This is a genomic window from Sphingomonas sediminicola (genome assembly GCF_049991885.1).
GTDB classification, from domain to species: Bacteria; Pseudomonadota; Alphaproteobacteria; order Sphingomonadales; family Sphingomonadaceae; genus Sphingomicrobium; species Sphingomicrobium sediminicola.
In genome coordinates this window covers 83,048-109,157 of record NZ_CP178916.1, presented here as the reverse complement: position 1 = coordinate 109,157, position 26,110 = coordinate 83,048, and the positions used below count along the sequence as shown (strand labels likewise).

The window sequence follows — 26,110 nt, the reverse complement described above, 5'->3', positions numbered from 1 at the left end:
AGTTCTATTCTGGGATAAGCCCCGTATCGGTCAGCCAGCGGCGGCGCGTGGCGAAGGCAAACAGCCGATTGATCACCGGGTTCGACCAGCCGCTGTTGGTCGCGAAATCGCGGGTCAGTGTGTCGTGGTGGAGTTGATGGGCCCGCGGGGTCATCAACAGGCCGACAGCCCGCATCGCTCGGACGATCGCAGGATTGTCCTCGCGGTGCAGCGTGCCGTGGAAATATTGGGCGAACGTGCCGCCAATGATCAGGACGACCGCTCCGAACGTGAACCAGCCGGACAGCGGCAGCAGCAGAGCCGTCAGATTGAGCGCAAGCGATGCTGGGAGCGCCACGAAGATGATGGTCGACCCGATCTGCATCAGCATCGGTCGTCGGCCCAGGGCCTCTGGCCGCGGATGGTGGTTCTTGAAATCGTAGACCAGCTTTTCGAGTGGCCCGATCTTCCGCCAAATGCTGTCCCTCAAAGAGAGATAGTCCTCGGATTCACGCGACCCCGGGTAGAAATACAGACGGTCGAGGCCAATACCCGGCGTGCACGGTCGGTAGTCCATGTACATGTGCGTGAGGCCCGACAGCAGGTCGGCGACATACCAGGCGGCGAGAGCAGCCGGAGCCCACAGCCAGTCCGGCGCTCCGGCGAGCCACAGGTTGAACGCCATCGACGCCAGGAACAGGGCCGTCACCGGCCAAGGCGCTGCCTTCATCATTGCTCTGCGTTAAAGCCTTTGAACTCTTTGGGAAACCCGAACCGGGCGCAACTCGCCGCGGTTAACTCGGTTAACGTCTGACGTGTTGCAAGAAGGACCCATGATCGACGCGCATCGCGTCACCCTGGCCTCGGAGGACGACTTCGACGGCTGGCGCGATGCCGCCCGCGACCTCGCCGAGGCAGGCGTCCCGCCGGACGCAATCGTCTGGCGCGTGGACGGATCGGAAGACGACCTTTTCGCCAAAGAGGCTCGGCAGCCGACCGGCGCCAGCTTTCCCGTTCCACGGCCCTTCATCGACCTCGCGAAGAGCGTCGTCTGCCACACCGACCCCGAACGGTTCGCTTTGCTCTACGCAATGCTCTGGAAATTGCGCTCCAACCGCCATGCCATGGAAGATCGCGCGGATCCGCTGGTCGACCGGCTCGAGAATTTGGCCAAGGAAGTCCGCCGCGACGTGCACAAAATGCACGCTTTCGTCCGCTTCCGGGTGGTCGAGCAGCCCGACGGAATGACGCGCTTCATCGCCTTCTTCGAGCCCGACCATCACATCGTCCGGCACGCCGCCGGCTTCTTCGTACGCCGCTTCACAAACATGCGGTGGTCGATCCTGACGCCCGAGCTTTCGATCCATTGGGACGGCGAAACGCTTTCTGAAGGTCCTGGCACGACGCGCGCGGAGGCGCCCGGCGGCGATCCGCTCGAGGCGATGTGGACGACCTATTATGCCTCCATCTTCAATCCGGCACGCCTGAAGGTCGGCGCAATGCTGAAGGAGATGCCGAAGAAATACTGGCGCAACATGCCGGAGACCTCACTCGTTCAGCCTTTGATTGCGAGCGCTCGCAATCGGGAGTTGGAAATGATCGACCGGGCAGCGGCCAAGGAAGGCCTCAGAGAAGCGCTGGAAGCGGAACGGCGGATTGAGCCAGGCGGAAACCTGCGCAAGTCCTGGGAGGCCCTGTTCAAGGAGGCGCGCGGGTGCACCCGATGCGACCTCTACAAGCGCGCCAACCAGACAGTGTTCGGCGAGGGCCCGCTCGACGCGTCCATCATGTTCGTGGGCGAGCAGCCCGGGGACCAGGAGGACGTCGCCGGACGCCCGTTCGTCGGACCGGCCGGCCAGGTTTTTGACGAGGCCTTGGAGAGAGCAGGGATCCCGCGTTCGGAAGTCTACGTCACCAATGCGGTCAAGCATTTCAAGTTCGAGCAGCGCGGCAAGAAACGCATCCACAGCAAACCCAATGCGGGCGAGATCGAAGCTTGCCGCTGGTGGATCGACCAGGAGCGCTCGCTGATCCGCCCGCCGGTCACCGTCGCGTTGGGAGCGACCGCTGCCCGCTCGATCCTCGACAAGGTCGTCACGATCAGCCGCGTGCGCGGCTCGCCCATTGCGCTTCCGGACGGCGGCGAATGCTGGGTGACCGTCCACCCGAGCTTCCTGCTCCGCATCCCCGAACCGGACCGTAAGCGCGAAGAACGGGCGAAGTTCGTCGACGACCTCAAACGCGTCCGCGATCGCGCGGCGGAGCTGGCTTCCTAGAAGCCGAACCTCAACTGTGCCTTGATCGCTCGCGGTCCGCCGGGAGCGATGTTGTTGTCGCTGTGGGCGGTCGGGAAATAGTCGGCCCCGAAGATGTTCTCGACGTTGATCTGCGCCTCGATGCCCAGCATCAGCTTGTAATAGGCGGCAGCGTCGACCCGTGCGTAGCCCGGCAGCTTCACGTTGTTGCTGATCGAAGCATAGGACTTCGACCGGGCAATCACGCCAAGCCCGAGACCGATCGTGTCCGAGACATCATAGCGGTTCCAGAGCGAGAAACTGTGCTTCGGAACCAACGGCACGTCGCGGCCTGCCGGAGCTGACGCAGTCGTCTTGGTAATCTCCGCCTTCTGCCAGGAATAGCCTGCCGAGACCTGCCAGCGGTCACTGATGCTGCGCTCGAGACCCAACTCTAAGCCCTTGCTTCGCTGGGCGCCTGTCAGCACGGTCTGCTGCGTAAGCGGGTCTATCGCACGCGTGTTGGTACGGTCGAGCCGATAGATTGCGGCGGTGGCGAGCAGACCGTCGATCGGGGCCCACTTCGCGCCCAGCTCGTAATTGTCGAAGCGTTCTGGCTTCAGGTCGGCGGTCGTCGAGGTCAGGCCGCTGAACTGGTCCCCCGATTGCGGCAGATAGGATCGGCTGTAGCTGGTGTAGAGTGACAGATTGTCGCGCGGCTTCAGGATCAACCCGAAGCGCGGCGACCAGAGCTCGTCCCGTCGGCTGAAGTCTTCGCTCGCAGGGCGCAGGTCGTTCACCGATAGCTTGAAACTGTCGAACCGCAGGCCCGCGACGATCTCGAGCCATTCGGCGGGGCGGATCTGATCCTGGACGTATACTGCCGCGACCGTCGCCCGGGTGCGGTTGTTCGCATCGCTCGCAGACGAAGTGAAGGAAACGTTCTTGTCGACGCTCGCATCCGAAATCGGCGTCGTATTTCCGTTCAGGAAGGTACCCGACATCCGCTGGTTGCGGGACTTCTGCCGCCCGAACTCGAAGCCGAACAGCAATGTCTGGTCGATCCCGCCAAGGCGATTTTCCCAGACCAGGTCCGTCTGGCTGAACAGGTTCTGGCGGTTGTTGCGGTTGTTGTAGGCGCCGAGCGTAACCAGTCCCGTCGCGGAGCTAAACGAGCTCGGATAGATGTTCTGGTAGAACTTGTCGTAGTCCGCGAATTGCGTGTGGTTCTTGAGCGTCAGGCCGTCCGCAAGCTCATGCTCGACACTGAATGTGCCGATGTTGACGTTCGCCTTCGAATGGCTGTCCTCGGGATCGCCGAAGAAGGTCCGGTCAAAGCCCTTGATCGGCCGGTCGCCGTCGGCCGGGACGCCGCGGTCTGACGTCCGGTAGTCATGGAAATATTCGTAGCCGATATCGATGCGGGTGTTCGGGCCGGCCTGGAACGCGAGCGTAGGGTTCACGCCATAGCGTTCGAGGTTGACGTGCCGGCGGAAGCTGTCGCCATTCTCGTAAAGGCCGTTGACCCGGAGCCCGACACCGGAGGCGATCCCCTGATCGACGTCGCCGGTGAGACGAAACCCCCCGAAGCTGTCTGTCGAGGTCAGCGCCTCGCGATAATCGCCAAAAGTCGCGCGCTTCAGGACGCGGTTGACGACCCCACCGCCACCGCCGCGTCCGAAGATCATCGCGTTCGGGCCCTTCAACACCTCGACGCGATCGACGTTGTAGAAGTCGCGGAAATATTGCGCGTCGTCACGGACGCCGTCGATGAAGAAGTCGGCGGTCGAGTTGTTGCCGCGCAAGGTGAACTGGTCGCGATTGCTCTCGCCAGTCCCTGGAGTGGCGCCGGGAACGAATGTCAGCAGCTCCGCGACGGAGCGGATCGACTGGTCCTCGATCTGCTTCTCCGAGATGACCGTCAGCGCCTGCGGGATGTTGCGGATGTTGGTGTTGGTCTTGGTAGCCGTGCTCGTGTCTCGCGCGCCATATTCGCTGCGCTGGCCCGTGACGATGATCGCCTGGTCGGCCGCTTCGGCAGCCGCCGCCGACGTCGCCTCGGACCCAGCCCCTTCGGACAAATCCGCCGCGGCAAACGCTGGAGAAGACATGCCTGCCAACAATGCGGCGGCGAACGATACAGTGGTGAGCCCCTTCATGCGGACGGCTACTATCGTTATTGATAGTCATTCGCAATAGCAGAACTGGCGCTTGCCGAACTGTCCGATCAAGCTTCCCGATAAACCCCTGAATTCGTTCAGCGCGTCGATAGCATAAGCGGAAGACCACCTTCCTGGCGCAGAGTGACCATTCCGGACGGACGCACCTTTCTTCCAGGGACGGGGGCGAATCTCCACTGGCTGAGCCACGTCGCGAGGATCGTCAGCGCTTCAGCCATTGCGAAGCGAGCGCCGACGCAAGTGCGCGGGCCAGCGCCGAACGGCAGATACTGGAAACGGTGCCGTTCCTGCCTGCGACCAGCAAACCGATCGGGATCGAACGCATCAGGCTCGTCCCACAGGTTCCTGTGACGCTGAATGATCCACGGCCAAATGGACACCAGGTCGCCAGAATTCACTTCATGCTCTCCGAGCATGTCTGGCCCGACCGCCTCGCGATCGAAGCGCGGAACGGGCGGATAGAGGCGGAGCGTTTCGTCCACGACCGCCCGAAGGAATGGCAGCCGATCCGAAAGACCCGCATCGACCCCATTCTCCAGGGCCGACCGCGCCTCCTTGGCGACCCGCTCCTGCAATTCCGGCTGTTCGCTAAGGACAAACAAGGTCCAGCTCGTCAGGTTGGCCGTCGTCTCGTGGCCGGCGAGATAGAAGGTTGCAGCGTTGTCGATCGCCAACTCGATCGCTTCCTCACGCGGGAATTGGTCGAGCAGCGCCCGGATCATTGCCGTGACGAAATCGTCCGGCGCGTCGCTACCGAGCCGCTCGCGCACGATCGCGCCCAGCGTCGAACGCAGGAACTGCTGCCCTGCCCGGCCCCGCCGCCCCTTTCGAGTTACCGGGATCAGTGGCATGCCCAGCAACGCCTGGATCCGGGCTTCGCCGACGCCCTCCATGGCGGCGGTGATATGGTCCATCGCCTCTGGCGTCGTGAGCCGAGGGTCGCCGCTGAACAAAGCCGTGGCGATCACCCGCATCGTCGCCGAGGTCGCTTCGACGGCCATGTCGCGCGTGCCGGCCTGCCATGACTGCGCAATGTCCTGCCCGACTTCGCCGAACAAAGGCATGAGCGCGTCCACCGCGGGTGGTGTGAAGCTCGCCGCAACAATCTTGCGCTGGGCGCGCCAAAGCTCGCCCTCCGACGTCAGAAGGCCCCGCCCGATCGTCGGCCCGAGGATGCGCTTCACCAGCTTCGGCTTCTCGTAGTTCGACGCGTTGTCGAGCAGCACGCGCTGCACCCAGTCGGGTTGCAGGACAACATGCACCGTGTGGCCCAGGATGTTGCGCTTGAAATACCAGTTCTGGAAGGCGAGCTGGGACCAGCCGTACACCGCGGTCCGCGCCCGTTCCCCCAGGAAGCCGCGCCAGGTCGGAACGGGCTTCGGCCGGCGTGGAGGATGCGGCGGGACCCAGAGCTTTGTCACCGGCCTGCCAAGCGCTCCGCAGCGGCGCGGACGCGCTCCTCCCTGTCGGGCGCCATGCGATCCGAGCGCTCGTAGACTTGTTTCACGAGCTGTTCACCCGCCTTGGACGGAGTGCCGGAATCGAACGGCGGATGCGGATCGTACTCGAGCCCCAGCTGGATCGCGCGTGCGTAATCCTCTCCCTCGATCTGCGCGGTGAGTGCCAATGCGAAATCGATCCCGGCCGTCACTCCGCCGCCCGTGACCCGGTTGCGGTCGAACACGACGCGCTCCGCGACCGGCTCCGCCCCAAACAGCTTGAGATAGTCGCGCCATGCCCAATGAGACGTCGCACGATAGCCTTCGAGCAGTCCGGCCGCACCGAGGATCAGCGAACCAGTGCACACGCTCGTCATCCATTGCGCCCGTTCGCCGACGCTCCAGACCCAGGCAAGCGCGTCGTCATCGTGCATGACATCGACGCAGCCGAAGCCGCCGGGGATGCAGAGAATGTCCGCTTCGGTCACCTCGTCGAGCGTTCCCGTCGGAAGCAGTGCAAAGCCGCTGTCGGTCTGGACCGGATCGAGCGACTTCCAAACGAGATCGACCTTCGCATTTGGTAGGCGCGAAAGCACCTGCGCCGGACCGGTAAGGTCGAGCTGCGTGACGTTGGGAAAGACGAGGAAGACAACGCGTGTGGGCTTCATACCCCTATTCTGCAGCGAGAAGCGTCTCCGCGCCACCGAGGTCGACAGAAACCAGCCTGCTGACGCCTTTCTCGATCATGGTCACGCCGTAGAGCCGATGCATTCGGCTCATCGTCACTGCGTTGTGAGTCACGATCAGGTAGCGCGTGTCCGTCTCGCGGGTCATGCGGTCGAGCAGGTCGCAGAACCGCTCGACGTTCGCGTCGTCCAGCGGCGCGTCGACTTCGTCCAGCACGCAGATAGGCGCAGGATTGGTCAGGAACAAAGCGAAGATCAGCGCAACGGCCGTGAGCGCCTGCTCGCCGCCTGACAGCAGGGTGAGGGTCGAGAGGCGCTTGCCAGGAGGCTGCGCCATGATCTCCAGTCCCGCCTCCAGCGGATCGTCGCTTTCGACCAATTCGAGATGCGCCTGCCCACCATTGAACAAGGTCGTGAACAGGTCGCGGAAATGCGTGTCGACCTCGCGGTATGCGTCGAGCAGCCGCACCCGGCCTTCGCGATTGAGATTGCCGATGGACCCGCGCAGGCGATGAATCGCCTGAGTCAGTTCCTCTGCTTCCTCGGCACCCTTCACCCGGGCCTCGTCTAACTCGGCCAGCTCCTGCTCGGCAACGAGGTTGACCGGGCCGATCCGTTCGCGCTCGGTGGTCAGGCGTTCTAGCAGCGCCGATTGCGCGTCCGCATCGACCACTTCGTTTTCGTCGAAGCCAAGCTTCTCGGGTAGCCGCTGAGGAATGCACTCGAAACGCTCGAAGCAGACGCGGCCATATTCCGTGCGGCGCGCTTCTTGCGCTTCTGCCCGCGCCGAGGCCGCGGCGCGGCGTTCGCGAGCAGCAGACAGAGATTCGTTGGCGGTCGCAAAGGCCGAAGCCGCCTTGGCGACTTCGCCCTCCGCAGCACGCTCGGCCTCCGCAGCGGCGGAGGTCAGGCGGCCGCACTCGCCGGAGCGATTCTCCAATTCGCCGATCGCCTCGTCGAGGCGCGCGGGTTCCTGGCTGAGTTGCTCGCGCTCGGCGCTTTGCTGGCACTGGCGTTCGACGGCCAAGGCGAGGCGGCGTTTCGCGTCGGCGTGACGCTTGCGCCATTCCTCCTGCTCACGGCCCGCAGTTCCGTGACGTTCCCGCGCTGCGGCAGTCTCGCGCGCACGCGTCGCGGCTTCGGCACGCTTGTCGGCGACGGCCGATCCCGCGCCCGACGCCCGCGACCGCGCACTTTCGACATCGGCTTCAAGCGCCGCCGGATCGGGCAATCCAGCGATGACCGCTTCAGCAGCGCGGAGTGCTTCGGCCGAAGCTTCGGCTACCGGCTTCAAGTCTTCCGCGCGCTGCGAAATAGCTTCGCGCTGGTCGTTCAGCCGATCGATCGCAGCGGCCGCGGCGTCGGCTGCGCGATCCGCCTCGCGGCCGTCGCGCTCGGCAGCGGAGGCAGCTTTACGCTGCTCGTCACCCTCGGTGCGCCAGCGTTCGACATCGCGAGCCGCCTGGTCGCGCTCTGCCGAAGCCGTGTCGACCGCCTTCTCCAAGCCCGGAAGCTGCTTTTGCAACTCGGCCAGCCTGTTCGCGCGGATCAGGCGCTCAGCCGCGGCCGCACCGGAGCCGGTCGAGACAAAACCGTCCCACCGGCGCAGCCCGCCCTCCAGCGTTACGAGCCGCTGGCCGACTGCAAGCTGCTGGCCCTTATCTTCATCTGCCACGCCGATCTGACGAAGGCGCCGAAGAAGCTGCGCGGGCGCCCGGACATGATCGATCAGCGGCTCCACGCCGGAGGGGAGCGATGGATCGCTCGCCATAGCCTCGCTTCCGGTCCACCGCCTCGGGCCGCCTCCGCCGATCGCCGCATCGGCATCTTCGCCGAGTGCCGCGGCCAAGGCCCGCTCATAGCCCGAATCCGCCGACAGGCTTTCGATAGCCGAGCCACCGCCATGCTGGAGCGCCCGCTCCAGCGCCTGAGCCTCTGCCTTCGCTGCGGATAGCGCGGCGCGTGCCGCCGCCAGGTCGCTCTCCGAAGAATCGCGGCGCTCGGCGGCGGTTGCGCGTTCGCGTTCGGCGGCCTCGAGCTTCTGCTCGGTATTTGCCTGCGACCTTTTCGCGGCCTCTGCGCGTTTCAGGGCCTCGTCGCGTGCCGACTGCTCGGCTGATCCCGAGCCGAGCGCCTCTAGCTGCGAAGCAAGCCGCTGCTTTTCCTGCTCGGTCCTTTGAAGCTGCGCTCGCGCGGCCTCGAGGGCAGCTTCGGCAACCCGGCGCTCGGCTCGCATCGCGGCCTGGCGGGTCAGGAGGTCGGCAAGAGCCGCCTCGGCTTCGCGCGATTTGGTTTCGAGATCGGCGAGCTCACGCCCAATCCGGGCCGACTGCGCTTCATCATCGGACAGGCGGTGATCGATTGCCGCACGCTCGGCGTCCAGCTCGGCGATCCGAGCCTCGGCGTCGTGACGAAGCGCCTCCTCGCGCTCGACATCCGACGCAAGCGAGGCATCCAACCGGTCGAGCTCGGCAAGCCTCCGAACGACCGTGTCTCGCCGCGCGCGGGTCGTCGCCAGCTCATGCGCAAGCTCGGTCGCGCGTTCGCGCGCTTCCGCCAGTTCGTGACGGCGCTGGTTGAGAAGCGCCGCGGCCTGATCCTGCGCCTGCTGCGCGTTCGCCATCGCGCCCTGCAGCGCCGAGACCTGCCCTTCGGCTTCCCGCGCCTCTTGCGTCGCTGCGGTCGCTGCCAAATCCGCCTCGACCCAGCGGGCGTGAACCAGCCGAGCCTCAGCCGAGCGGATCTTGTCCGACAGCTGGCGATAACGCTCGGCCGCGCGCGCCTGCCGCCTCAGTTGCGCAGCGCGCTGCTCCTGATCCGACAGAAGCTCGGCCAGCCTCGTAAGATTCGCCTCGGTCGCACGAAGTTTCTGCTCGGCGTCCTTGCGGCGGGCATGAAGGCCGGAAATGCCAGCGGCTTCCTCGAGCAAAAGCCTCCGCTCGGTCGGCTTGGCCGCGATGATCGAGCCGACCTTGCCCTGACTGACCAGCGCCGGAGAGTGCGCGCCAGTCGCCGCGTCGGCGAACAGCAGGGAGACATCCTTGGCGCGGACGTCGCGACCATCGATCCGGTAGGCCGAGCCGGTGCCCCGCTCGATCCGCCGGGTGACCTCGCTCTCGCCCGCCTGCCCTTCATCGCCGTGCTGACGCTCGAGGAGGATCGAGACTTCGGCGAAGTCGCGCTGCGGCCGCGTCGCGGTGCCGGCGAAGATGACGTCGTCCATCCCGCCGCCGCGAAGCGACTTCGGGCTGCCTTCGCCCATCACCCAGCGAATGGCTTCGAGGAGGTTGGACTTGCCGCATCCGTTCGGACCGACGACTCCGGTGAGCCCCGGTTCGATCCTTAGCTCCGACGCTTCGACGAAGCTCTTGAACCCGCTGAGTTTCAGCCGGCGGATGCGCAACTTGTCTCCCCCACCCTCACATGGCCGCTATCCGCGTTCGCCGAGGGCGTCGCGGAGTTGCGGTTCAAGCTTGTCCCAGGTCGCGGTCTGCTGGAGGAGCTTGCCGTTGATGACGAAGCTCGGCGTGCCGCTGAATTCGGGGAATTGCGAGGTCGCGTCGCCGTTCATCTGGACCAGCAAGTTGATCTCGTTTTGGTCCGCCAGGCAGACATTGCTCTTCGCCGACGGAATACCGCGCTGGGCCGCCCACGGCACGAGGCCGGCGAGCTTGGCAATTTCCGTGAACTGCTTTTCCGGGCCGACGTTCTGCAGCGCCTCGAACTGCTCCTTCGGCACTTCCTGCAGCTTGCCCGTCCATTCACGCTGATTGGTATAGAGAGCGCGAGTTACCGGGAAGAAGCGGTCCGGACCGCCGCAGCGAGCGATGAGCGCCGCCGTAAGGTCGAAAGGATCGCGGACGAAATTGCGGAATTCGTAGCTGACCCGGCCGCTCTTCACGTAATTGTTGATGAGCGGTTCGCCGCCCTTCTCCTCGAATTCGGCACAGTGCGGGCAGGTCATCGAGCCGAACTCGATGAGCTTCACGTCTGCCTTGGGGTTGCCCATCAGGAACCCACCTTCGGGCGTGCGAACGACCATCTTGGTCCAGTCGCCACCATTCGGGGCGGCGACGGCTTCGATCGGCCCGGAGTCGGTCTTCGTCGTCGATCCCTTTTCGGCATTGCAGGCCGCGCTTGCGAAGATCGCCGTTGCGGCGAGCAGGACGTAGGCTGGCTTCATCAGATCATACACTCCGAAACGTAATGGGTATGGGATTGTCGTCGGGTCCATCGACCGTCGGCGTGCCGCTTGTAGACACAATTTTTCCGGCAAGCGATTCGAGACAGGCGCGAAGCTCCGGGTCGGCAATCTGGCGAAGTCCCTCACCAAGCTCTTTGGAAACAGGGCTTGATTGCGGCCGTTCTGGTTTTGGAGAGCGCGCCAACGGCCTTCCCTGACGGAACACGACCCTGTCGATGGCCTGATATCCAAAGAAACGGTTCACGCGCTCGATGATCAGTGGCGCGAGATGCTGAAGCAGAGGTGAATGGGCGCCTTCGACCAGCAGCGTCAGGACGCCGCCTGATTTCTTGCCGGTCGGGAATCTGATCGATTCGGGTGATGAAACCCGGGCATAGCGCTCGCCAACGATTTCGCTCCAGCGGCTGACGATTGCGCTCTGGACGAAGCCGAAGCGGCGGAACGCCACTCCGCCGATCTCGCCGACAAGTTCGCCGGCCGCGCGCGCACGGCCGGAGCGCGGTGCATCTTCGGCGCCGGCTTTCCGCTTCGTCGTTGGAGACTTTGGCTTCGCCATCTCAAGGAGGTCATGCCATAGGGAAAGTGTGCCCGCCAACCGCTTGCTCCAACATTATGTGGATAACGCCCGGCGGCTTCCGTGGCGGGCAATGCCGGGAGAGACGGCGCCGGACCCTTATCGCGTCTGGTTAAGCGAGGTGATGCTCCAGCAGACTACGGTCGCGGCAGTCACGCCGAGGTTCGAACGGTTCATTGCGCGATGGCCGACCGTCGAGGCGCTGGCTGGCGCAAGAGACGAGCACGTGCTCTCCGAATGGGCGGGCCTCGGCTATTACGCCCGCGCCCGCAACCTGATCGCCTGTGCTCGGGAAGTGGCAGCTCGCGGCGGGTTCCCCGACACGGAGGAACAGCTTCGGCAGCTGCCGGGGATCGGGGCCTATACGGCAGCCGCTATCGCTGCGATTGCGTTCGGACGGCGCGCGCTGGTCATGGATACCAACGTCGAGCGGGTGGTCGCGCGGTTGCACGCGATCGAAGCCCCCATCGCCGAAAGCAAGCCGCGCCTCCGTGAACTTCTGGACATGATGACCCCGGTGGAACGCGCGGGGGACTTTGCCCAGGCGATGATGGATCTCGGGGCCACCATCTGCAGGCCCAAGTCACCCGACTGCCCCGCTTGCCCGCTGAACGCCGGTTGCTCAGCCTTTGCTTCCGGCGAGCCCGAACGTTTCCCCGCTCCAAAGCGCAAGGCAGTCCGCCCAGCACGATATGGTGTCGCCCACTGGATCGAGCGAAGCGGCAGCATCTGGCTGGTTCGCCGCCCGGCCAAGGGGATGCTCGGTGGAATGGCGGCACTACCGGGCCCGGACTGGACCGATGAGCCCGCGCCGGCCGAGACAGCACTCGTCCACGTGTCCCACGTCTTCACGCACTTTCACCTCGAGCTGGCGGTCGTAGCGTCCGACAGCCCAACAGGCGAAGGCTGGTGGCAGCCGCTCGACCGGCTTGTCGACGCGGGCCTGCCGACGCTGTACCGCCGCGCCGCCGATTCGGTACTTGAAGCCAGGAGCGCCCTTGCGGCCTGAACCTTTTTTCTCCGGCCCCGGAATCGATCGCGCGGACCAGGTCCGTGTCGACGAGGCCCGGCTTGCCGAGATCGCTAATCGGGAAGATGGCCTGCAGCTTCAGTGGCGGGAGGGATTGCCCGCCATCGGGGCAGATGGAAGGCTGGAATGGCAGCCTGCCGCCTCGTCAGATTTGTTCCTCGGAATTCAGGACGGCGCTCCCCGTTTCTCCGCGACCGAGCAACCGCACGCCAATGCCAGGGCAGCCTTCGATACGATCGGACTGCTTCGCGATGACGAGGCGCCCCTGTTCGCGGCCGCCCTCAGCCTCGCCTGGTGGCATTCGCGGCATCAATTCTGCGCCAATTGCGGAGCTAGCACCGAAATCGAGCGCGGCGGATGGTCGAGGCGCTGTCCCGAATGCTCGGCCCAACATTTCCCGCGCGTCGACCCGGTCGTCATTATGCTCGCCGAGCATGAGGGCCGCCTTCTTCTCGGACGCCAGCCGCAATATCCGCCCGGGCGCTACTCCGCGCTCGCGGGCTTCCTCGAGCCTGGCGAATCGATCGAGGCGGCAGTCGCCCGTGAGCTGCACGAGGAAGCAGGAATCGCGGTTGCGGACGTCACTTACGTTGCAAGCCAGCCCTGGCCTTTTCCCTCGTCGCTGATGCTGGGGTGCCACGCCCGAGCACTCGGCAGCGATCTGACCATCGACACCACCGAGCTCGACGATGCCCGCTGGTTCACCCGGGACGAGGTCATGGCGGCGCTCGCAGGCCATCCTGACGCGACCTTCCAGCCACCCCCACGCTTCGCGATCGCGCGAACGCTCCTGGAGCAATGGCTCGCGGCTTGATGAACTGCAGAGTCGTCCGTAAAGGAGCGGCGCAAATTCCATTCAGATAGCCTCGGCATTCGCCGTCGGGAGACCCATGGACGACCGTTTCAACACTATCGCCGGCTGGACCTTGTTTGCCGGAATCGTGGCTCTTGGAGCCTCCATCGTCGCCGGCGAAACCTTCAAGAGCGAGCGGCCCGAGGAGATGGGCTATCCGATCGAGGGAGTCGTTCAGGAAGGTGCAGGCGCTGCCGAAGCAGAGAAGCCGATCGCTTTCTATCTCGCGAGCGCGGATCCCGCGGCCGGCGAGCAGGTTTTCAAGAAGTGCACGGCGTGCCACAATGCGGACAAGGGCGGCGCCAACGCCCTTGGCCCGAACCTGTGGGACGTGCTCGGCGAGCCCGTCGGCAAGGGCAAGGGCTTCCCCTTCTCGCCTGCGCTGTCGGGCGTTGGCGGCACGTGGAACTGGGACAACATGAGCGCCTGGCTGACGAGCCCGAAGAAGTTCGCGCCGGGAACGAAAATGACCTTCGCAGGCCTCAGCAACCCGCAGGACCGCGCGAACGTGATCGCGTTCCTGAATACCCACAGCGACAGCCCGCTCCCGCTTCCAGCCGCACCGGCCGAAGCTGCTGCGCCCGCCGCCGGCGAAAAGGCCGCTGGCGACAAGGCGGCTGGCGCCGAAGCCGGCAAGGAACCCGCGGCTGCGGAAGCCAGCGCGGAAGCCAAACCGGCCGCCAAGGAAGCCGCTCCGGCCCACTAAGAACGGCGCGACGAGCCGCCTATTCCGGTGTGCCGGTCCGCTCTCGTGGCGGCGCCGGATGCTCTTCGTAGAAGCTCTCGACGAAGTTCCACGCTTCCTTTGCATCTTCGCACCAGTGGAAGATGTCGAGGTCGTGCGGTGCGATCACGCCCTCCTCGACCAGCGCCTCGAAGTTCACGACTTTCGTCCAGAACTCCTTGCCGAACAGGAGGACCGGCAGCGGCCGGACCTTGCCGGTCTGGATCAAGGTCAAAAGCTCGAAGAACTCGTCGAACGTGCCGAACCCGCCCGGGAAAACGGCAACCGCGCGTGCGCGCAGCAGGAAGTGCATCTTCCGAAGCGCGAAGTAGTGGAACTGGAAGCTGAGGTCCGGGGTAACGTAGCGGTTCGGAAGCTGCTCGTGCGGAAGGACGATGTTGAGGCCGATGAACTCGGCCCCGACGTCGATCGCGCCGCGGTTCGCGGCTTCCATCACCGACGGTCCTCCACCCGAACAGACGACGAAGTGCCTCTTTCCGTCCTCGTCGCAGCCGCAGCTGCTGGCGAGCTGCGCAAGCTCGCGGGCAACGTCGTAAAAGAGCGATTTGGCTTTCAGCCGCTCCGCGATCGCGCGCTGGCGATCGTCGGTCGCGCCGGCTACGAGCGCATCGGCTAGCGAAGGCTCGGGGATTCGCGCCGACCCGTAGAAGACGAAAGTCGATCCGATCTTCGCTTCATTCATCAGCAATTCGGGCTTCAGAAGCTCGAGTTGGAAGCGAACCGGCCGCAGATCCTCGCGAAGCAGGAAGTCGATGTCTTGGAACGCGAGCTTGTAGGCTTCGCTCTCGGTCTGTGGGCTGGAGGGCACGTGCCGAGCGGATTTCGCATCGACCTTTGCCTCCGGAAAAATGCGCTTTGGCGGTACTGGATCAGTCATCGGGTTGGGGGCTTAGCCGAGCAAGCCCCCAACCCCAAGTGCTAGACTTCTTCCGGCTTGCGCGGAGCGCTCCAGTCGACCCGGCGTGTCCCGTACATGACCCCGGCAAGCGCCGCGAAGAGCAGCAGCGAGCCGATCAGCAACGAGAAGGCCTCGAGGCTGAGAAGCACGTAAAGGACCGCATAGAGCCCGACGAGCAGGCCGCCGATGAAGTATGCCCTGCGCCAGCTGTTCAGCACGGCTGCGGAATAGGCGGTGTTCAGTCCCGCGATCGCCGCCGACGCGACGATGTAAGCGAAGGTGAAACCAATCACTTCCGCGAAGGCCAGCAGCAGTACGAAGAACAGGACGATTGCCGCGCCCATCAGGAGATATTCGACCGCGGACACGCGAACGCCGCCGATCACGTCGAACATGAGCAATGCGAGGAAAGTGAAGCCGATGAACAGGAAGCCGTACTTCGTCGCCCGGTTGACCTGCGAATAGAGATCGACCGGCTGGATCAGGTTGATGCTCGCCACCTGCGGAGCGCCTGCATCCCTCGCGACATAATCGTCAGGAGTCGCGGGCCGTACCTTCTCGACGACATTGCTCTGGCCTGCGTCGCCGGTGGAGACGAGCGACTTTCCGAGCGCGAGGTTGCCGATCCGGTAGGTCGCCTCGAACCCCTTCGTGTCGACGCTTCGCTGCTGGGGAAGGAAATCGCCTCCGAACGAAGGGTGCGGCCAGCCAGAGCGGACGGTCCAGACGGTCTCGCCGGCCTGCGGCGCATAGGTCAGCGACGAATTGCCGCGCAGCTCGTACTGAAAGCGGACGGCGATTGGCTGGGAGGTTAGGCTGCTGGCATCGATCCAGGCAAAGAAGCCGCGCCCCCCTCCGCTTCCGCCGCCCGGCTGGAGGCGAAGGCGAGCGCCGTTCACGATGACCTGCGGATTGGCGCCCAGGCCACGCGGGTCGCTGACGCCGAAGCGAAGCTCGGCCCGCGACAGGTCCATGTCTTCGATCTTCACCCCATTGCGCGAAAGGTCAGGCGGAAAGGCGAAGCGAGCCGAACCGGAAAGTTTCGCATCATAGACGACCGCCTCGTAGATGGAGCGCTTGCGACGTTCTGGCGCGACCGTCGTCGAAAGCTCGGCCACCTCCGGCGAAAGCGTAAGTTCGCGCATGACCTCGCGGCTGCGGGTGATGCTCTGCCCGCGATCGACGATCGTGTCGGTGGTCATCGCGCGATAGGGAATGACGAGCATCGGGCCCGACATCGCCTGCGGCCCGCCCCAGCCCTCGGTGATCGAGCTCGTTGCTTGTTCGGATTGTGTCTGGCGGTCGTAGACCAGCAGCCAGACGGAAAAGAGCGGGATCGACAATGCAGCGCCGATCAGGATCGCCAGCAATAGTTTGAAGCCAGGCGTTCGCTCGCCTTCGGTTCTCAGCACGTATTCCTCCAATCAGGTGATCACGAGCCTGGAACTGTGACCTGATCACCCTTGAGCGGCCTGAGCAACTCCTGATGCTTTGGTGAAAACGGTACTTAGCGGTCGAATTGATTACGTTTCATCGCGAAGGCGATTGCGGCGCCGGCTCCGGCAAAGATCAGGGCGAAGCTTGCGTTCAGAGACAAATCGAGCCGCCAGAAGGCTGGTCGCTTGTCTTCAGCGGTCAGCAGGAAAATCAGGCCCCAGCCGACGATCGTCACAACCGTGCCGGCAAGCATGGACGGCACGATGCGCCAACCGAGTTGCTGGACTGTAAGGAAGGCGACGGCAGCGCTGACCAGGTACAGCAGCCAGAGCAGGGTCTCGTTCAATACACGCGCGCCTTCGGCTTGATGTACTTGATGTCGTCGGTAAGCGTGAAGTCGTGGACCGGGCGATAGTCGATCTTCACCGATCCGCCCTTGCCGCCCCAGCCGTCGAACCAGGCGACGGTGTGCTTCATCCACTTCTTGTCGTCGCGGTCCGGGAAATCTTCGTGCATGTGCGCGCCGCGGCTTTCCTTGCGATTCTCGGCGCAATGCATCGTCACCACCGCCTGAGCGAGGAGGTTGTCGAGCTCGAGCGTCTCTACGAGGTCGCTGTTCCAGATGAGGCTGCGGTCGCTGACCCGCACGTCCGCCATCTTCCTGTAGACCGCATCGATCTTGCTGACGCCCTCGGCAAGCGTCCGCTCCGTCCGAAACACTGCGCAGTCGGCCTGCATCGTGCGCTGCATTTCCAGCCGGATCTCGGCGGTCGGCGCATCTCCCTTCGCCTCGCGAAAATGGTTGAGCCGCTGCAGCGAAAGGTCCGCCGAATCCTTCGGAAGCTCCTTCTGCGCCGCATTCGCCTTGAGGATTTCGCCGAGACGGAGACCGGCCGCGCGGCCGAACACCACCAGGTCGATCAGACTGTTGGAGCCGAGGCGGTTGGCGCCGTGCACGGAAACGCAGGCCGCTTCGCCGACTGCGAACAGGCCGGGGACGACAGAGTCCGGATTGCCGTCCTTCAGGGTAACGACTTCGCCGTGGAAGTTCGTCGGGATGCCGCCCATGTTGTAGTGGACCGTCGGGACAACCGGGATCGGTTGCCGAGTCAGGTCGACGCCCGCGAAGGTCTTCGCGGTCTCGGTGATTCCCGGAAGCCGCTCGTGCAGGATCTTCTCGTCGATATGATCGAGGTGAAGGAAGATGTGGTCCTTGTTCTCGCCGACGCCCCTGCCCTCACGGATTTCCATCGCCATCGAGCGTGACACGACGTCGCGGCTGGCGAGGTCCTTGGCGCTGGGGGCATAGCGCTCCATGAAGCGCTCGCCCTCGGAATTCGTCAGGTATCCGCCCTCACCGCGCGCACCCTCGGTGATGAGAACGCCCGCACCGTAGATTCCGGTCGGGTGGAACTGGACGAACTCCATGTCCTGCAGCGGGAGGCCCGCGCGGAGCACCATCGCATTGCCGTCGCCGGTGCAGGTGTGTGCGGAGGTGGCGGAAAAATAGGTGCGGCCATAACCGCCGGTGGCGAGCACCACGGCCTGCGCACGGAAGCGATGGATGGAACCGTCGTCCATGCACAGTGCGACGACGCCGCGGCACTCACCGCCTTCCATGATCAGGTCGAGAGCAAAATATTCTATGAAGAAGTCGGCATCATACTTCAGGCTCTGCTGGTAGAGCGTGTGAAGCATTGCATGGCCGGTCCGGTCGGCAGCGGCGCAGGTCCGCTGCGCGGCCGGCCCTTCACCCATGTTCTGCGTCATTCCGCCGAATGCGCGCTGGTAGATCTTGCCGTCCGCCCTACGGCTGAACGGCATGCCCGCATGCTCGAGCTCGATAACCGCAGCGGGAGCTTCGCGGCAGAGATATTCAATCGCGTCCTGGTCCCCGAGCCAGTCCGAGCCTTTGACGGTGTCGTACATGTGCCAGGTCCAGTGGTCCGGACCCATGTTGCCGAGGCTGGCGGCGATTCCGCCCTGCGCGGCGACCGTATGGCTGCGTGTCGGGAAGACCTTGGTGATGCAGGCGGTCTTCAGTCCCTGGTTCGCCGCGCCCATGGTGGTGCGAAGGCCGGCGCCACCTGCGCCGACGACGACGACGTCGTAAGTATGATCGACGATCTTGTACGCGCTCAAGCTGCGCCTCCAAATGCGATGCGGCCCAGCGCGAACAGCGCAAACGCAGCGCCCCCGACCGCTACGAACAGCAACAGGGTGTTCAACGCGAAATTATTTCCCGGCTCGTGCACGTAATCGTCCACGACCACCTTCAGGCCCTCGAGCCCGTGGTAAAAGGACGTGATCACGAACAATGCCATCGGCACCGCTCCAAGCGGCGAGCGCAACCATTCGCGAACGGTCGCATAATCCAGAGTCGGCAGGAACAGCAGCGAAGCAATCAGCCAGACGCCGAGAACGAGCAGCGCGAGGCTGGTCACTCTCTCTGAAATCCAATGGTCCCCACCTTCGTGCGCGGAGCCGAGGCCACGGACCTTGCCAAGCTCGGTCGAGCTATCACCCAGGCTCATTTCACTACTCCGAGAATGTAGAACCATAATGCCGCCGTCAGGACGACGGATCCAATGATCGTCAGCAAAGCAAAGGTCTTGTTGGGACCGAGCTCGAAGTTAGCGCCCGTATCCATGACCAGATGGCGGACGCCCGACAGCAGATGCTGGAAGAAGGCCCAGGTCAGTCCGATCAGGACGACAAGGCCGACCCAGGTGCCCGCGATGGCGCTGAAGTCGCCATAAGCTTCATTCCCGCTCGCCAAAGAAAGCAGCCACCAGGTCAGCACCGCCAGGCCGGCCACGGTAAGCGCTCCACCGGTAATCCGATGCAGGATGGAGACGGTCATGCCCGGCCCCCACCGCCAGATACCGAGGTGCGGCGACAGCGGCCGCGCGCGTTGTTCTGCCATGAGGGCTACTCTCCTGTTGGTCTGCAGGCCGTGCCGGCCCTGAAGGTCGAAGCCCGATTAGGCGCGGGTCCGGCGTGAGGCAAGATTCGTGGCAGCCACGTTCAGGGGCCTAACCCGCCCTTAACCATTGCCGGAGCATGTGGTCGGCAACATTCGAGTGAGAGAAGGCGGGAACTAAGAGCATGAGCGGCGACATCGGGAATCTTCAGCGCCTATCCGACGAGCAGGTTTCCTCGCGGCTTCGGGCCTACACCGACGGCGGCCGTTTTCAGGACTCGCTGCGCTGGCTTTGGGGCCAGGCCGGCGATGTCATCGAGGAGTGCTCGCGCCGCCATTTCGGCGAGGAAGCCGTCAAGCTGAACCGCGCCTACTTCACCATGAAGGTCGACCAGTCCTGGGTCCGCGCCGTCGCGGAGCAGGGCGTGCACATGTTCACCAACAAGAAGAGCGTACCCGAGTTCATCGCTGCTCATGCTTCCATGTCGCGCGACGTGATCGCCGAGTTCGAAGTGCGCTTCGAAGGCAAGAGCGAAGACAAATTAACGGCAATCGACGCGTTCAACCGCGCGCTCGCCTACGCCGAAGACATCATCCTCGCCCAGATCGCCGTTCTCGAAGCCAATGATGCCGCCGAGGCTCGCGGGAAGCAGAGCGACGAGTTCGAACGCCGCGTTACGGATTTGGTCCGCGCCAGCAGCGACCAGTCGAAATCGCTGACGGAGCGCACACGCTCGACTGCCGCTTCGGCCCGCGGAATGCTGGGCAAGACGAGTGAAGTTGCCGCCGCCGCCGAACAGTCGGCAGTCGCCATGCGCGAGGCTGCCCAGACCGCAGCCGGCCTGATCCGCGCGATCGAAGATGCGCGCTCGGAAGTCGAAGTCGCTGCAGACGTCGCGACCCGCGCAGGCGACCAGGCCAGCCAGGCAGTGAAGGTCAGCCAGGCGCTGTCCGGTCATGTCGAAGCAATCGAATCGATCCTTGGCCTGATCCGCGACATTGCGGGCCAGACCAACCTGCTCGCCCTCAACGCCACCATCGAAGCCGCTCGCGCAGGCGACGCCGGCCGTGGCTTCGCGGTCGTCGCGCAGGAAGTGAAGAGCCTCGCGTCGCAGACTGCTCGCGCAACTGACGATATCACCGCCAAGATCACCGCGATCCAGCAGGCGACTCGCCAGACCGTCGAGGCCAACGGCTCCATCCAGGGCACCGTCGAGGAGGTCCAGACCTCCGCCGACCGCATCCGCCAGGCGATGGAGCTGCAGGCCCAGACGGTGACAATGATCACCGCTGCCGTCGACGAGACTGCGCTCGCGGCCGACTCGATGAGCTCGACGATCGCCGCAATCCGGACCGACACCGAAAATGTCGCGAAGGACATCGATCAGGTCGAGCAGGGCTTCGGCCGCTTCTCCGAGCAGATCGCCGACTTCACGTCGAAGACCAAAGAGTTCGTCGCTCGCGTAGCCGCCTGACTTCCCCCGCCGCGTCGGCGGGGCTAGTCGGCGCTCATGAACATCCTGATCACCGGAGCCAGCCGGGGCATCGGCGCCGCCGCCTACGAGCTGCTAAAGTCACGCGACCACAATGTCGTCGGCCATTCCACCAAGGGCAGCCAGGAACTGATCGCCGGCGACCTGATGGATCCAGCCGCGCCGCGGAACATCTGGGACACGGCGCTCGACGAGCTAGGCGGGCAGATCGACGTCCTCGTCAATAATGCCGGCATCTACGAAGCAGTGCCCGACAATGCGACTGACGACGAATGGCGCGCCGCCTGGAATCGCACACTAACGGTCAATCTCCAGGCTGCGGCCGACCTCTCGAAGCTAGCCGTTTCGCACTTCCTCGACCTCGGCATCCCCGGCCGGATCGTCAACGTTGCCAGCCGCGCGGGCTGGCGCGGGGACAGCCCGCAGCACTGGCACTATGCCGCGTCCAAGTCGGCGCTGATCGGCATGACCAAGACGATCGCGCGCGGCTATGCAGCCGAGGGAATTCTCGCCTTCGCGGTCGCGCCAGGGTTCACCGTTTCCGAAATGACCGAGGAATATTTGCAGGGCCGAGGCGGCGCTGCGATCATCGCCGACATCCCACTCGGCCGCGTCGCCAGCACGGACGAAGTCGCGGAGGTCATCCGCTGGCTCGCGACCGAAGCGCCTGCGTCCTCGACCGGCTCCACCATCGACGTGAACGGCGCGAGCTATGTTCGCTAGCATCGCCGCCGCTGCACTTGCCGCGGCGAATCCGGCCACCGTCGCAGAGCATCAGGCTGCCTGTGCCGGCAAGGACGGCTGGAGTGATCCTGCGCCGCCGGTACGGGTCTTCGGCAATGTCTACGATGTCGGAACCTGCGGGATCGTGTCGCTGCTCATCACCGGACCTCGCGGGCATATCCTGCTCGATGCCGCGACGGCGGAAGCCGCGCCGTCGATCGCCGCGAATGTCGAGCGTCTCGGATTCAAGCTCTCCGACGTGAAGCTGATCGGCGCGAGCCATGAGCATTTCGACCATGTCGGCGGAGTTGCCGAGCTGCAGCGGCTGACCGGCGCGACCGTAATGTCGATGCCGGCGGCATATTTGACGTTCGAGACCGGAATCGTGAATCGCGAGGACCCGCAGTGGGGGATGCACAAGCCCTTCCCCGGAGCGAAGGTCGGGATCATGTTGTCCGACGGCTTCGTCGCCCGTCAGGGGCCGCTCAGCCTCACGGCATATGCGACGCCTGGCCATGCGCCTGGAAGCACGACCTGGTCGTGGCGCTCGTGCGACGGAAAGCGCTGCGTAAACATCGTCTATGCGGACAGCGTGTCGGCGGTCTCGGCGGAGGAGTACCGCTTCTCCGACCACAAGAAATATGTCGCGGCCTTCCGCGACAGCCTGTTCAAGATCGCCCGTCTTCGTTGCGACCTGCTGATCACACCGCATCCGGGCGCGAGCAATTTCTACGACCGCCTCGCCGGAAAGGCGCCGCTGATCGATCGCAGCGCGTGCAAAGCCTACGCGGACCGCGGCCGCAAAGCATTGGATGAGCGGCTGGCGAAGGAGCAGGCGAAATAAGCTACCGCGTCACCATCCCCTGTACGCGCGCACAAGGCGAGGCGGTCCCCGAAGCCGACCTTTTCCTCGCGAGCGCGTCGCCGCCCGTCGTCGTCGCCGATGAACCTGATGAGGCCCGGCCCAATGAATGGGTGATCCACGCCTATTTCGATTCTGAGCCGACCGACGACGAACTCGCCGAGCTGAAGCAGCTGGGCACGGGAGAACCCGAGATCGAGCATCTCGAAGATTCAACCGACTGGGTGACGAAGAGCCAGCAAGGACTTCAGCCGATCCGCGCCGGCCGCTTCTTCGTCCATACTCCGATGCATTACGCCGACCGGCCCGCCGACACGGTCAATTTCGAGATCGATGCGGGTCTCGCGTTCGGCACTGGCCAGCATGCGACCACAGCGGGCTGCCTCGATGCGCTCGACCGGCTTGCCGTATCAGGCGAGCGATTCTCCAACATCGCCGACATTGGAACGGGAACAGGTCTGCTCGCCTTCGCGGCGCTCGCGCTTTGGCCGGATGCGAAATGCATCGCGACCGACATCGACCCGATCGCCATCGACGTTTCGCGCGACAATGCCGCGATCAATGCGGTTAGGACCGGGCATGGCGCGGGCGAATTGTTGCTCGCCGTTGCGGACGGCATGGATTCGCCGATGCTTGCCGCGCGAGCGCCGTTCGACTTGCTGATCGCCAACATCCTCGCCGGGCCGTTGATCGAGCTTGCCCCAGCCTTCACGGCGGCGCTTGCGCCGGGTGGAACGATCATCCTCGCGGGCCTGCTCGACACGCAGGCCGATGCAGTCGCCTGGGCTTTTGAAAAGCAGGGCCTTGAACTCCAAGATCGTGGCACCGGAGAATGGCCGGTCGTCGTGCTTAAAGGACCGACCCGGAAATGAATCTCATTGTTGCTGCACTTCTCGCGACGCAGATTGCGCCGGCCGCGACGCCCGTCTCGGAACCGCCGAGGGCAGAGGCTCAGAAGCCGGCCGCGACGCCCTCGAAACCCACCGAACCTGCGAAGCCGCTCTTCCAGCCCACCGAAGTAAGATCGACCGGTTCGGTCTCGGTCGGCGGACGAAAGATCGCCTACCACGCCGTGGCGGGGACATTGGTCGTTCATCCGAAGGACTGGTCGGACACCGACGCGATCGAAGCGGCCTCGCAGAAGTCCGACAAAAAGGATGACGACGAGCCCAAGGCCGAGGCCTCGATGTTCTACGCCGCCTATTTCCGCGACGGCGTTCCCACGTCCGGCCGCCCGGTCACGTTCCTGTTCAACGGCGGCCCGGGCTCATCGACGGTCTGGCTGCACATGGGCGCGTTCGGACCCGTCCGCGTACTTGCGCTGGATGAGCAGCACACGTCTGCCCCCTACAATGTTGTCAATAACGATCAGAGCCTGCTCGACGCTTCCGACCTCGTCTTCATCGACGCCCCGGGAACCGGGTTCAGCCGCATCGCCGGCAAGGACAAGGAAAAGGCCTTTTACGGCGTAGACCAGGACATCGACGCCTTCGCCCAGTTCATCACCCAGTTCCTGTCGAAATACCGCCGCTGGGATTCGCCCAAATATGTGTTCGGTGAAAGCTACGGAACCATGCGCGGTGCGGGCCTCGCGCTGGCGCTGCAGAAGCGCGACGTCGACCTGAACGGCGTAATCTTGCTGTCGGACATCCTGAACTGGGACCTCGTTCCCGACGATCCGCAGCTCAATCCGGGAATCGACCTGTCCTACGTCGTCGCATTGCCGACCTATGCGGCCACCGCCTGGTATCACAACCGCGTCGCGAACCGACCGGCTGACCTGCAGTCGTTCCTTGCGCAGGTGGAGACGTTCGCGACGACCGATTATGCGTTGGCGCTGATGAAGGGCAACGAACTGTCCGACGCGGAACGCCAGCGTATCGCGCAGCAACTGTCGGCGTACACCGGCCTGTCCGTCGCCTACCTGCTCAAGACCAATCTGCGGATCGAATATGGCGCGTTCCAGAAGGAGCTTCTGGCCGACCAGTCGGCGACCACCGGGACGCTCGACACGCGGTTCGTCGGAGCGACGCTCGACCCGCTCAGCAAGGTTGCGACCTGGGACCCGCAGAGCAGTGCAATCAGCGCCGCCTATGTCGGGGCGTACAACAATTACGTCCGCGACAGGCTTCATTACGGAGATGGAATCGAGTTCAAGTCCGGCATCGATATCTACGGAAGTTGGGACTACAAGCACCAGCCGCCCGGAGCGGACAAGGCGTTGATCGCGCTGCCGAACGTGCTTCCCGATCTGGCCGTCGCGATGAAGCAGAACCCAAGCATGAAGGTGATGGTCAACGGCGGCTATTACGACGTCTCGACACCCTATTTCGCGGGCAAGTTCGAGCTTCGCCACCTGCCCGTCCCGCCAAGCCTCTCAGCCAATATCGAGTATCATTACTACGAGGCCGGCCACATGGTGTACGCGCACCACCCGTCGCTCATCGAAATCCACGACAAGGTCGCGAATTTCATTCGGCGGACTTCCAACTCGCGGTAGGTGGGCCGAGAGCTAATGTCCGCTTTCGACCCATTGCAGACATTAGAGGATGCCTGAATGAGACTATTTCAGCAACGGTACCAAGTGTTGGATCCCATAAAGTCGCAGTGGCAAAGCGCGTCGAGCGACACACTTTGAACGCGGAGAACGTTGCCAGCCTCATCGACCACGTGCACGGCATGGGACACCTTGGCGTCAAAACATGTGGCGGCTTTGGCCAGGCTCCAGATGATGCGTGGTTGGGCCTCGCGCAGACGACCATTCCAATCACCGCGCGAGATTTGAACCTGTGCAGTTGCGCTCCCGCCGCTAATCACGCCAGCTGAAGAGGGACCAGTCAGGTAACCCCGGGTTTCGCCACATTCCAACATGGGAACAAATCGCTGATGGAATCGGGCCGGACCCTATTCGTGGGCCGCCTGACATCTAGGATTTAACTGGTTTGACTAGCAGGCCGTGCAGCAACCGTAATACCTGGGTTAGGTTCGGCGAGCATGACGATCCGAGCGGTATGTTCGTCAGCTCGAGGCGCCGAGAGGGGTTGGCTCTTCGAGTCTCCTGACGAGCAGCCGACGACTAAGAGCACCGAAAAGAGGACGGAACGGATCATCGGTGATCATTACTCGAGCGCGAGATGAACTAGATCTGGATCGCATGCTGTAGTGTTCGAACTCCACCCATTGCGGACTCTCGTCCTCGCGGATCACATCGGAATGCATTCCGGCCAAGGTTGTCTCCCGGCAATTCTCACGGTGACGATCCACCGATCGCGCTCCTTGCTTCAACGCGCACAACCAACTCTTTGCTGCCTTTCTCTTTCATAAGACTTTGGGTCAAACCTCGCGTCGACTGACTGCTGCAAGACCCTTTCCGCTGCTTGCGCGAGATGCGCCAATGAACCACCGAAATAATCCCGTGCGACTTCCAAAAGTGCCCGATTCTTCACCGCATCGGGCGTAATTGCCGGAGAATAGAGATAAGGGATTCGGCGATCGCCGGGGATATGAGACCCTGTAATCTTGCGCCTCTTCAGAATCCCTTTCTTACACATCCGGCCAAGCATCGAGCGGATCGCCCCGTTGGATAACTTTCGCGGCAACCGGGCTTCTATTGTCTTCGCGGTGGCCGATCCCTCAAGATAGATGATGACCGCGACCTCTCGTTCGCACCGCGCAAGATTCAAAACTTGAGGCGGAAGAAGACCCTCATAGCGCTCTGGCTCAACCGATTTGTCACGCATTACGACTCCTCCCTGAGAGTGGGGCCCGCCGGAAAGGGGAACCCGCCGGCGGGCTTGGGCCAGTGACGTGCACACCAGCCCCCAGCCGAGCATTCCGCGCGCTCGGCTGA

General features: G+C 64.0%; 23 protein-coding genes. 9 read left to right on the top strand and 14 right to left on the bottom strand.

Features of this window, described 5'->3' with window-relative positions; all coding sequences use genetic code 11:
* Window positions 1-4: 4 nt before the first annotated feature.
* Window positions 5-712 (bottom strand): fatty acid desaturase CarF family protein, encoded by a 708-nt coding sequence (locus tag ACMC5O_RS00565; RefSeq protein WP_187708141.1) that lies wholly within the window; start codon window positions 710-712, stop codon window positions 5-7.
* Between the two features lie 100 nt (window positions 713-812).
* Between ACMC5O_RS00565 and ACMC5O_RS00560 the strand changes: the two genes are divergently transcribed.
* Window positions 813-2,255 (top strand): UdgX family uracil-DNA binding protein, encoded by a 1,443-nt coding sequence (locus ACMC5O_RS00560; RefSeq protein WP_187708142.1) that lies wholly within the window; start codon window positions 813-815, stop codon window positions 2,253-2,255.
* Here the strand turns inward: ACMC5O_RS00560 and ACMC5O_RS00555 are convergent.
* From ACMC5O_RS00555 to ACMC5O_RS00530, 6 genes are all read right to left on the bottom strand, one after another.
* Window positions 2,252-4,372: a TonB-dependent receptor gene (locus ACMC5O_RS00555; RefSeq protein WP_426693088.1), complete on the bottom strand. Its 2,121-nt coding sequence runs from the start codon at window positions 4,370-4,372 to the stop codon at window positions 2,252-2,254. The genes ACMC5O_RS00560 and ACMC5O_RS00555 overlap by 4 nt on opposite strands.
* A 98-nt stretch (window positions 4,373-4,470) precedes the next feature.
* Entirely contained in the window at window positions 4,471-5,814 is a 1,344-nt protein-coding gene (locus ACMC5O_RS00550; protein ID WP_426693087.1) for a cytochrome P450, read from the bottom strand.
* Complete coding sequence (locus tag ACMC5O_RS00545) at window positions 5,811-6,500, bottom strand: DJ-1/PfpI family protein (protein ID WP_426693086.1); 690 nt, start codon at window positions 6,498-6,500, stop codon at window positions 5,811-5,813. Before ACMC5O_RS00545 ends, ACMC5O_RS00550 begins: the two co-directional genes overlap by 4 nt.
* A 4-nt stretch (window positions 6,501-6,504) precedes the next feature.
* On the bottom strand, window positions 6,505-9,921 hold the full coding sequence (locus ACMC5O_RS00540) for a chromosome segregation SMC family protein (RefSeq protein WP_187708148.1): 3,417 nt from the start codon (window positions 9,919-9,921) through the stop codon (window positions 6,505-6,507).
* A gap of 27 nt (window positions 9,922-9,948) precedes the next feature.
* Window positions 9,949-10,701: a thioredoxin domain-containing protein gene (locus tag ACMC5O_RS00535; RefSeq protein WP_187708149.1), complete on the bottom strand. Its 753-nt coding sequence runs from the start codon at window positions 10,699-10,701 to the stop codon at window positions 9,949-9,951.
* 4 nt (window positions 10,702-10,705) lie between these two features.
* Window positions 10,706-11,278, bottom strand: a complete 573-nt coding sequence (locus ACMC5O_RS00530) for a DUF721 domain-containing protein (RefSeq protein ID WP_187708150.1) — start codon at window positions 11,276-11,278, stop codon at window positions 10,706-10,708.
* 91 nt (window positions 11,279-11,369) lie between these two features.
* On the opposite strand from ACMC5O_RS00530, the gene ACMC5O_RS00525 reads away from it, so the two are divergent.
* The 3 genes from ACMC5O_RS00525 to ACMC5O_RS00515 all read left to right on the top strand — a co-directional run bounded on the left by ACMC5O_RS00525 (window position 11,370) and on the right by ACMC5O_RS00515 (window position 13,885).
* Window positions 11,370-12,305 (top strand): A/G-specific adenine glycosylase, encoded by a 936-nt coding sequence (locus ACMC5O_RS00525; RefSeq protein WP_426693085.1) that lies wholly within the window; start codon window positions 11,370-11,372, stop codon window positions 12,303-12,305.
* Window positions 12,295-13,140: an NAD(+) diphosphatase gene (gene nudC / locus ACMC5O_RS00520; RefSeq protein ID WP_187708151.1), complete on the top strand. Its 846-nt coding sequence runs from the start codon at window positions 12,295-12,297 to the stop codon at window positions 13,138-13,140. Before ACMC5O_RS00525 ends, nudC begins: the two co-directional genes overlap by 11 nt.
* A 76-nt stretch (window positions 13,141-13,216) precedes the next feature.
* Window positions 13,217-13,885 (top strand): c-type cytochrome, encoded by a 669-nt coding sequence (locus ACMC5O_RS00515; protein WP_187708152.1) that lies wholly within the window; start codon window positions 13,217-13,219, stop codon window positions 13,883-13,885.
* Between the two features lie 19 nt (window positions 13,886-13,904).
* On the opposite strand, the gene ACMC5O_RS00510 is transcribed toward ACMC5O_RS00515, so the two are convergent.
* From ACMC5O_RS00510 to sdhC, 6 genes are all read right to left on the bottom strand, one after another.
* Entirely contained in the window at window positions 13,905-14,801 is an 897-nt protein-coding gene (locus ACMC5O_RS00510) for an LOG family protein (protein WP_426693084.1), read from the bottom strand.
* A gap of 41 nt (window positions 14,802-14,842) precedes the next feature.
* A complete protein-coding gene (gene creD, locus ACMC5O_RS00505; RefSeq protein WP_426693083.1) occupies window positions 14,843-16,234 on the bottom strand; it encodes a cell envelope integrity protein CreD in 1,392 nt (463 codons plus the stop codon).
* Between the two features lie 95 nt (window positions 16,235-16,329).
* Entirely contained in the window at window positions 16,330-16,605 is a 276-nt protein-coding gene (locus tag ACMC5O_RS00500; RefSeq protein WP_187708154.1) for a hypothetical protein, read from the bottom strand.
* Window positions 16,602-18,401, bottom strand: a complete 1,800-nt coding sequence (sdhA, locus tag ACMC5O_RS00495) for a succinate dehydrogenase flavoprotein subunit (protein WP_426693082.1) — start codon at window positions 18,399-18,401, stop codon at window positions 16,602-16,604. Before sdhA ends, ACMC5O_RS00500 begins: the two co-directional genes overlap by 4 nt.
* Entirely contained in the window at window positions 18,398-18,793 is a 396-nt protein-coding gene (sdhD, locus tag ACMC5O_RS00490) for a succinate dehydrogenase, hydrophobic membrane anchor protein (protein WP_246444118.1), read from the bottom strand. Before sdhD ends, sdhA begins: the two co-directional genes overlap by 4 nt.
* Window positions 18,790-19,185, bottom strand: coding sequence for a succinate dehydrogenase, cytochrome b556 subunit (gene sdhC, locus ACMC5O_RS00485; protein WP_426693081.1), 396 nt, complete (start codon window positions 19,183-19,185; stop codon window positions 18,790-18,792). Before sdhC ends, sdhD begins: the two co-directional genes overlap by 4 nt.
* Window positions 19,186-19,367: 182 nt before the next feature.
* Here sdhC and ACMC5O_RS00480 point away from each other — a divergent pair, with 182 nt between their 5' ends.
* From ACMC5O_RS00480 to ACMC5O_RS00460, 5 genes are read left to right on the top strand one after another with little or no spacing between them, the layout of a single operon-like run.
* Window positions 19,368-20,657 (top strand): methyl-accepting chemotaxis protein, encoded by a 1,290-nt coding sequence (locus ACMC5O_RS00480; RefSeq protein WP_187708156.1) that lies wholly within the window; start codon window positions 19,368-19,370, stop codon window positions 20,655-20,657.
* A gap of 36 nt (window positions 20,658-20,693) precedes the next feature.
* The gene (locus tag ACMC5O_RS00475; protein ID WP_187708157.1) at window positions 20,694-21,398 is read left to right on the top strand and encodes an SDR family NAD(P)-dependent oxidoreductase; all 705 of its coding nucleotides are present in this window, start codon (window positions 20,694-20,696) and stop codon (window positions 21,396-21,398) included.
* Window positions 21,388-22,242: a subclass B3 metallo-beta-lactamase gene (gene bla, locus ACMC5O_RS00470; RefSeq protein ID WP_187708158.1), complete on the top strand. Its 855-nt coding sequence runs from the start codon at window positions 21,388-21,390 to the stop codon at window positions 22,240-22,242. Before ACMC5O_RS00475 ends, bla begins: the two co-directional genes overlap by 11 nt.
* The gene (locus ACMC5O_RS00465) at window positions 22,239-23,132 is read left to right on the top strand and encodes a 50S ribosomal protein L11 methyltransferase (protein ID WP_426693540.1); all 894 of its coding nucleotides are present in this window, start codon (window positions 22,239-22,241) and stop codon (window positions 23,130-23,132) included. The genes bla and ACMC5O_RS00465 overlap by 4 nt, the downstream gene beginning before the upstream one ends.
* The gene (locus ACMC5O_RS00460; RefSeq protein WP_426693080.1) at window positions 23,129-24,760 is read left to right on the top strand and encodes a S10 family peptidase; all 1,632 of its coding nucleotides are present in this window, start codon (window positions 23,129-23,131) and stop codon (window positions 24,758-24,760) included. Before ACMC5O_RS00465 ends, ACMC5O_RS00460 begins: the two co-directional genes overlap by 4 nt.
* Before the next feature lie 781 nt (window positions 24,761-25,541).
* On the opposite strand, the gene ACMC5O_RS00455 is transcribed toward ACMC5O_RS00460, so the two are convergent.
* On the bottom strand, window positions 25,542-26,000 hold the full coding sequence (locus tag ACMC5O_RS00455; protein WP_222949816.1) for a BlaI/MecI/CopY family transcriptional regulator: 459 nt from the start codon (window positions 25,998-26,000) through the stop codon (window positions 25,542-25,544).
* Window positions 26,001-26,110: the final 110 nt, after the last annotated feature.

Coding starts and splice junctions, on each gene's coding strand:
- ACMC5O_RS00545 (WP_426693086.1), bottom strand. CDS start 6,500: ATGAAGCCCACACGCGTTGTCTTCCTCGTCTTTCCCAACGTCACGCAG.
- ACMC5O_RS00475 (WP_187708157.1), top strand. CDS start 20,694: ATGAACATCCTGATCACCGGAGCCAGCCGGGGCATCGGCGCCGCCGCC.
- ACMC5O_RS00480 (WP_187708156.1), top strand. CDS start 19,368: ATGAGCGGCGACATCGGGAATCTTCAGCGCCTATCCGACGAGCAGGTT.
- ACMC5O_RS00510 (WP_426693084.1), bottom strand. CDS start 14,801: ATGACTGATCCAGTACCGCCAAAGCGCATTTTTCCGGAGGCAAAGGTC.
- ACMC5O_RS00455 (WP_222949816.1), bottom strand. CDS start 26,000: ATGCGTGACAAATCGGTTGAGCCAGAGCGCTATGAGGGTCTTCTTCCG.
- ACMC5O_RS00515 (WP_187708152.1), top strand. CDS start 13,217: ATGGACGACCGTTTCAACACTATCGCCGGCTGGACCTTGTTTGCCGGA.
- ACMC5O_RS00555 (WP_426693088.1), bottom strand. CDS start 4,372: ATGAAGGGGCTCACCACTGTATCGTTCGCCGCCGCATTGTTGGCAGGC.
- ACMC5O_RS00560 (WP_187708142.1), top strand. CDS start 813: ATGATCGACGCGCATCGCGTCACCCTGGCCTCGGAGGACGACTTCGAC.
- bla (WP_187708158.1), top strand. CDS start 21,388: ATGTTCGCTAGCATCGCCGCCGCTGCACTTGCCGCGGCGAATCCGGCC.
- sdhD (WP_246444118.1), bottom strand. CDS start 18,793: ATGAGCCTGGGTGATAGCTCGACCGAGCTTGGCAAGGTCCGTGGCCTC.
- ACMC5O_RS00525 (WP_426693085.1), top strand. CDS start 11,370: ATGCCGGGAGAGACGGCGCCGGACCCTTATCGCGTCTGGTTAAGCGAG.
- ACMC5O_RS00530 (WP_187708150.1), bottom strand. CDS start 11,278: ATGGCGAAGCCAAAGTCTCCAACGACGAAGCGGAAAGCCGGCGCCGAA.
- ACMC5O_RS00535 (WP_187708149.1), bottom strand. CDS start 10,701: ATGAAGCCAGCCTACGTCCTGCTCGCCGCAACGGCGATCTTCGCAAGC.
- sdhC (WP_426693081.1), bottom strand. CDS start 19,185: ATGGCAGAACAACGCGCGCGGCCGCTGTCGCCGCACCTCGGTATCTGG.
- ACMC5O_RS00565 (WP_187708141.1), bottom strand. CDS start 712: ATGATGAAGGCAGCGCCTTGGCCGGTGACGGCCCTGTTCCTGGCGTCG.
- ACMC5O_RS00460 (WP_426693080.1), top strand. CDS start 23,129: ATGAATCTCATTGTTGCTGCACTTCTCGCGACGCAGATTGCGCCGGCC.